Annotated in this window: 5 protein-coding genes and 1 pseudogene; 4 read left to right on the top strand and 2 right to left on the bottom strand. The window is 70.0% G+C overall.

From position 1 onward, the window contains the following. A partial coding sequence (locus KDL01_RS38605; protein ID WP_212533680.1) for a DUF5931 domain-containing protein occupies positions 1-385 on the bottom strand: 385 nt, incomplete at its 3' end. Between the two features lie 137 nt (positions 386-522). Between KDL01_RS38605 and KDL01_RS38600 the strand changes: the two genes are divergently transcribed. The 4 genes and pseudogenes from KDL01_RS38600 (at position 523) to KDL01_RS38595 (ending at position 2,806) form a co-directional block, all read left to right on the top strand. Continuing rightward, the gene (locus KDL01_RS38600; RefSeq protein WP_212533679.1) at positions 523-1,479 is read left to right on the top strand and encodes an isopenicillin N synthase family dioxygenase; all 957 of its coding nucleotides are present in this window, start codon (positions 523-525) and stop codon (positions 1,477-1,479) included. Between the two features lie 247 nt (positions 1,480-1,726). Then, positions 1,727-2,209: pseudogene (locus KDL01_RS47130) on the top strand (RhiA family protein); the annotation flags it as partial. A gap of 28 nt (positions 2,210-2,237) precedes the next feature. Next, positions 2,238-2,387: a RhiA family protein gene (locus KDL01_RS47125; RefSeq protein ID WP_498038004.1), complete on the top strand. Its 150-nt coding sequence runs from the start codon at positions 2,238-2,240 to the stop codon at positions 2,385-2,387. A 194-nt stretch (positions 2,388-2,581) separates the two neighbouring features. After that, positions 2,582-2,806 (top strand): hypothetical protein, encoded by a 225-nt coding sequence (locus KDL01_RS38595; RefSeq protein WP_212533678.1) that lies wholly within the window; start codon positions 2,582-2,584, stop codon positions 2,804-2,806. A 90-nt stretch (positions 2,807-2,896) separates the two neighbouring features. Here the strand turns inward: KDL01_RS38595 and KDL01_RS38590 are convergent, their stop codons facing one another. Beyond that, the gene (locus KDL01_RS38590; protein ID WP_212533677.1) at positions 2,897-5,383 is read right to left on the bottom strand and encodes a DUF8508 domain-containing protein; all 2,487 of its coding nucleotides are present in this window, start codon (positions 5,381-5,383) and stop codon (positions 2,897-2,899) included. Between the last annotated feature and the right edge of the window lie 336 nt (positions 5,384-5,719).

Here is a 5,719-nt window from a genome sequence, read left to right as displayed (position 1 = left end):
CGATCCCCCAGGCCAGCGCGGGCCCGGCGACCCAGAGCATGGGCAGGATCTCCGGGTTCCCGCCGGCCGGCACCACCCATCGGGTGGCCAGCAGGCAGCAGAAGGTGACCAGCAGGTCCGCGCCCAGCACCGCGGCCGTGCGCCCGCGCGGGTGTGCGTACGCGACGATGCTCACCAGCGTCCACCCGCCCATCACCGCGATCACCGCGTAGCCCAGATCCGGGCGCGTGTACGTGCGCGCATAGTGATAGGTCAGCATCGCCGCGTAGCCGCAGGAGAACACGCGGAACAGCGCCACCGCGCGCCAGAGCAGCGACTGGAGATCCTCCACCTGACCCCGTAGGAACCACAGCACGCGCTTACCCGTCCACCCCCGTGAGCTCACCGGACCATCTTCATCGCCGCTCGCGCGCGTTGTCCACCCGGATCCGGGCCGCGGCGCCACCCGCGGTTTCCCCGCGGTCGCCCGGGCCGTCATCATGGTGGGGTAACGACCGCCCCTGCACGACGACGGAGTACCGCATGATCCCCCTGATCGATCTGCACCGCTGGCGCGGCGGCGACCGCGACGCCGTGGCCGCCGAGACCGATGCCGCGCTGCGCGAGTCCGGCTTCCTGCTCATATCCGGACACGGGATCGACCGGGGCCTGCGGGCCGAGGTGCGGGCGGCGGCTAAGCGCTTCTTCGACCTGCCGCACCCGGCTAAGGCCCCTTATGCCGCTCCGGTGGGCGGGCGCGGCTGGATCCCGATCGGCAAGGAGGCCAACGCCTTCTACGGACTCGAGGCCGACACCTCCCGGGCCGACCTGAAGGAAAGCCTGACCATGGGCCGGGATTTCCACACCGGTGACGCCGCGACCGACGCGGCCTGGTTCGCGCCGAACCTCTGGCCGGCCGAGGTGCCCGAGCTGGCCGAGCTGTGCGGCCGCTACGCCGACGCCGTGCGCGTGCTCTACGACGAGCTGCTCGAGCTGTGCACGGCGGCGCTCGGTCTGCCCGAGGGCTGGTTCCACGCCCGCAGCCGCCGCTCACCGCACACCTTCAACATCAACCGCTACCCGCCGCTGCGCGAGACCGGGGCGCCGCTGGACGGGCAGTTCCGGGTCGCGCCGCACACCGACTGGGGCATGCTGACCATCCTCGACCGCCAGGCCGGGTACGGCGGGCTGCAGATCCAGACGCTGGACGGGGACTGGGTGGACGCGCCGCTACACGAGGACGCGTACACCGTGAACATCGGCGACCTGCTGGCCCGCTGGACCGGTGACCGCTGGCGCTCCACCCGCCACCGGGTCCTCCCGCCCCCGGCCGACGAGCCCGGCGAGGAGCTCGTGTCCCTGATCATGTTCATGGAGGCGGACGTCGACACCGAGGTCACACCGCTGCCCGCGCCGATCGGGCTGCGCCAGGACCTGCCGCCGGTGCGCTACGGCGAGTACCTCGCCGCACGCGCGAAGGCCGCGTCCGTCGCGCTCTGACGATCCCTCAGCACCACCCCCGCCCCGGGCGCCGCGCCGATCCCCTCGATTCCACTCGAGTGGATCAGCCGGACACGCCCGGGGCGCCCGCGACCGCTGCCTAAACTCGGACAAACCATCACCAGGCCGCACAGTCGCATTGAAAGCACAACGGCATGACCGAACGTTCGCGGCGCGCCTTCCTGAAGTCCACACTCGCCGGAAGCGCGCTGACGACCGGCGCCGTCCTGCTGCCGGCCGGCCTGGCCTGAGCCGCGCCGCCGAAGCCCCCGTCGCACCGCAGACCCGCGCGACGACCTACCTGCTCCGGGTCACCAACAACTCCGGCGCCTTCGAGCAGTTCGCCGTCTACCAGAACGACCCCGACCTCGGCCTGGGCGACGTGCTGTCCCTGACCTGGCTGGTCAGGGACGCCCACCCGGGGACCACGGCCGTCTTCGAGTGGACCCCGGACTACAGCTTCATGCTCTTCGCCGAGGGCGGCACGACGCCCACCCAGACCCTGCCAGCCGACCCGACCGACCCGGCCAGGCAGCAGGTCCAGCTCTCCCACCGCGACGGCGCCTACCTGCTCCAGAACGGACCGGTCGTCGCCGACCCCCGGCCCGGCGTCCTCTACATCCGGGAACTGAGCGACCTCCCGATCGGCGGTCCGGCGACCGTCGGCATCGGGATGTCCGGCCGCCCGGTCTACACCGCACCGGTCACCCCGGCCGTGGACCTGGTCTTCACCCCCCCACCCGGCCGGCCGGTACTGGCTGACCGCGGGCACCTTCCAAGCCGGGTCGGGCCTGGACGTGGAGCAGATCATCCCGCCCATCGAGCTCGCCTTCGCCCAGGGCGTGTTCGCACTGCACGCGGTGCTGGACCGGGACAACGCCTGGACGGTGAGGCCGGACACCGCGTGAGCGCACGGCCGCCCCCGCGCACCCAGGCGCCGCACCACGCCCACCCGCTCCGCGTACGCCGCCACCGAACTTCTATGCGTACCCTGAGCCGACGCGTCAGGCGGCCTGCCCGCAACCGGGCCGTGCCATACAGTCGGCGGGTGGGCCACGATGCCCCAGCTCCCCCGTCAACCGACATGAAAGGGTCCTGAGCGATGCAGGCGTTCGGCCGGATAACCGTCGCGGTCCTCTTGTTCACAGCCAGCTTGCTCGCCTACTGCGATTTTCGTGGAGTGCTCTCCTGGCTCGAAAGGACGAACAGGAGATATCGCGAGAGGGACCACCACGCAAGGCTGCGCTACCAGGTGATTCTGTCCTTGCTGATGTGCATAGCTGTACTCATATTCATCAGCGAGGTCGTCACCCTCGTGAAGGACTGAGCGAGCCCGCACGAGCCCGTCGGCAAGCCGCCGGGACGCACCTCGTCAGAGATGCGCCCCGGCGCCGTCCCGCCTGCCCGTACTCTTACATTACGGCTTGATGTCCACTACCTGCGGATCGTGGTCGCTGGTCTGGTTCGCGTACTCCGCGTTCAGGTGCACCACCTGGTAGTCGTACGAGGTGATGCCGGGCGAGACGAGGATGTGGTCGAGCACCTCGGAGACGCCCTCGTAGTCGTAGGTGTACTGCTGGTCCACCGGCAGCGTCGTGATCAGGTCCGTGAGGATCGACGGGCCGGTGCCGGAGGCGCTTCCGGTCTCGAGTGCGGCGAGCGAGGGGCTGAACTGGTAGTCGTTCAGGTCGCCCACCACCACGACGTCGGCCTTCTTCTCCACGTCCAGGATCTGCTGCACGAAGTCGTGCTCGACCTGGGCCTGGCCCGCGCGCTGGATCTGCGAGTCCTGCTCCGGGTACTGGTAGCGGCCGTCCTGGTTCTGGTCGCCGAGCTTGGCCACGAAGTGGTTGGCGATGACGAACACGGTCTTGCCGTTGAAGGAGAACTCACCCACCAGCGGCTTGCGGCTGTAGGCCCAGACCGGGTTGGTCGGGTCGATGCGGCCGGGCGAGAGGGTCAGGTCCGCCTTGCCGTCGGTCTTCACCACCGCGGTGCCGGTGGTGGAGCGGTCCACGCTCGCATCTCCCCGGTCCACGAAGCTGACCACGTTCGCGTTGAACAGGAACACCTGCCGGATGTTGCCGCCCGGCTGGCCGCCGTCCTGGTCGTTGACCGGGTCGATCTCGCGGTAGCTGTACTGCGGGCCGCCGGCCGCGGCGATGGCCGTGGTCAGGTCGGCGATGGTCTGGTCCGCGGCCACCGTGCCGTCGTCGGTGGCGCCGGAGTTGTCCTGCACCTCTTCCACCGCGATGATGTCGGGCGAACTGAGGTTGGTGACGATGCCCTTGGCCAGGGCCTGGTACTTGGCGGCGGAGTCGGTCGGCTCCAGGTTCTCCACGTTGTACGTGGCGATGGACAGCTGCTTCTTCGTCGGCGCGGTGGCCACCGTCGGGGCGAGGTTGTTGTGCACCACGGTACCGAGCGTGGACGCGGCCACGATGAAGCCGCCGTACTGCGAGTAGTCGATGGTGCCGACGGTGGCGCCGGAGAACTCGTCGCCGACGTTCACCTCGGGGTTGGTCCCGTTGTCGGCCACGATCTCGAGGCGTCCGGCCGGGGTCTGGTTCTCGCCGAGCAGTTCGGCGCCGCCGCGGAAGGTGGTGTCCTGCCCCGGCTTGGTGGTCACGTACTGCTCGCCGTAGCTGTCGGACGGACCGACCACCTGCGCGTTGTCGACCTCGACCCGCATGCCCTCGATCGACTCGTAGTAATCGAGCGCCGAGCGGGTCGGCTGGATGGTGCCGCTCTCGATGCTGGCGTTGTTCAGGTCGGGCGCGTAGGTGTTCGGCACGGTGTCCGGGCCGATGACGATCGCGGCGGGCAGCGCGTTGCCGGTGCTCAGCGTGATCGCGGTGGGACTCCCGATCTCGGTCACCGACAGGTTCGAGGTGGTCGCGTCGGTGTCGCCGCTGGCCAGCGGGTAGTACTGCTCGACCTTGCCGGACACCAGCACCGAGTCGCCAACGGCGACGGTGGCGGCGGAGGAGGTGTAGACGAACACGGCCTCACTGGTGGCCGGATCGCTGTCCGGGTTGGGGTCCTGAATCCAGTAGCCCTTCGAGCCGCTGGTGCGGATCGCGGTGACGATGCCGGGCACATTGGTGACCTGCTGCCCGTTGTAGGGCGAGATCCACTCGTCGCTCTGGATGTCGTGGATGCGCAGCGGGCCCGGGGTGGCCGTGGCGCTCGCACTCGGCGACGCGCTGGCACTCGCACTGGCGCTGGCACTCGCCGACGGGCTGCCCGAGGTGGTGCCCGAGGCGGAGTTCTGCGGATCCGGCGCGACGGCGGTGAAGTCGGCGCCGTTCTGGCCGGTGTCAGTGCCGTTCGCGTCGCGCGAGTCGGCCGTGGTGTTGCTCAGGCCCGGAGCGTCGGCAGTGCCCTGATAGACAACGGCCGTGCCGTAGCCGACCAGGTCGTCGATCGTGGTGTCGGCCGCGCAGTCGGCCGCGGTCTTGCAGCTGAGCGCGGTCTGCGTGGTGTCGAGGGCGACGGTGCCGTTGGTGGCGCTCATGTTGATCGTGCCGGTGGCGTCGGGCGTGGGCAGCGCCTCGGTGCCGCCGCTGCCGGCCGCCTCGCCCACCAGGTAGCGCCCGCCGGGCACGATCGAGCCGGTCAGGTCGGTGACCTGCCAGGTCGTGGTGGCGCCGGGCGCGGCCGAGATGTACTGCACCGACCACGAGTCGAGCGCGACCGCGCTGGTGCCGGTGTTGAGCAGCTCGACGTAGTCGTTGGTATAGGTGGCGCCGGAATTGCCGCCGCCGCCGTACACCTCCTGAATCACCACTCCGCCGGTACTCGCCGCCGTCGTAGCGGCGTTGCCCGCGGTGGGCAGCAGGGCCACACTCGCGGCGGCCGCCGCGGCGGTGGCTGCGGCGCTCAGGGCACGGATTCTGGACACGGTCCTCCCTTGGTCGGTGGAAAGCCTTCCAGTATCGGGGAAACCCGGGACCGTGTCATGGTTCTGCAAGCAAAGAGCGCACGACCGCCGGATGTCCTTCCGGCGGCGCGCTCCCACCCTGCCTCGCGCCTCACCCAGACGACCCGCTCTGAACACCGTGGGAATGGGACGAGCGTGTCCGCTCCCTGTTCATAACGACAGACCAGACCTGGACACCCTCGTCACCGGACTTACACCGAAATCGACGACGACCTGACCGGAATCCGACGGTCAGGCGACCGCCGCAGCTAACCCGCCCTGTCCGCCCGCTCGCCCGCCCGTTGCGTCGGGTGGGTG

It is taken from the genome of Actinospica durhamensis (assembly GCF_018139695.1).
GTDB lineage: Bacteria > Actinomycetota > Actinomycetes > Streptomycetales > Catenulisporaceae > Actinospica > Actinospica durhamensis.
The sequence above is the reverse complement of the archived record's forward strand: the minus strand, read 5'-3'. Positions and strand labels throughout refer to the sequence as shown.

What these genes read in the sequence shown, in the direction of transcription:
- KDL01_RS38600 (WP_212533679.1), top strand. Translation starts at nt 523, where the DNA reads ATGATCCCCCTGATCGATCTGCACCGCTGGCGCGGCGGCGACCGCGAC.
- KDL01_RS38595 (WP_212533678.1), top strand. Translation starts at nt 2,582, where the DNA reads ATGCAGGCGTTCGGCCGGATAACCGTCGCGGTCCTCTTGTTCACAGCC.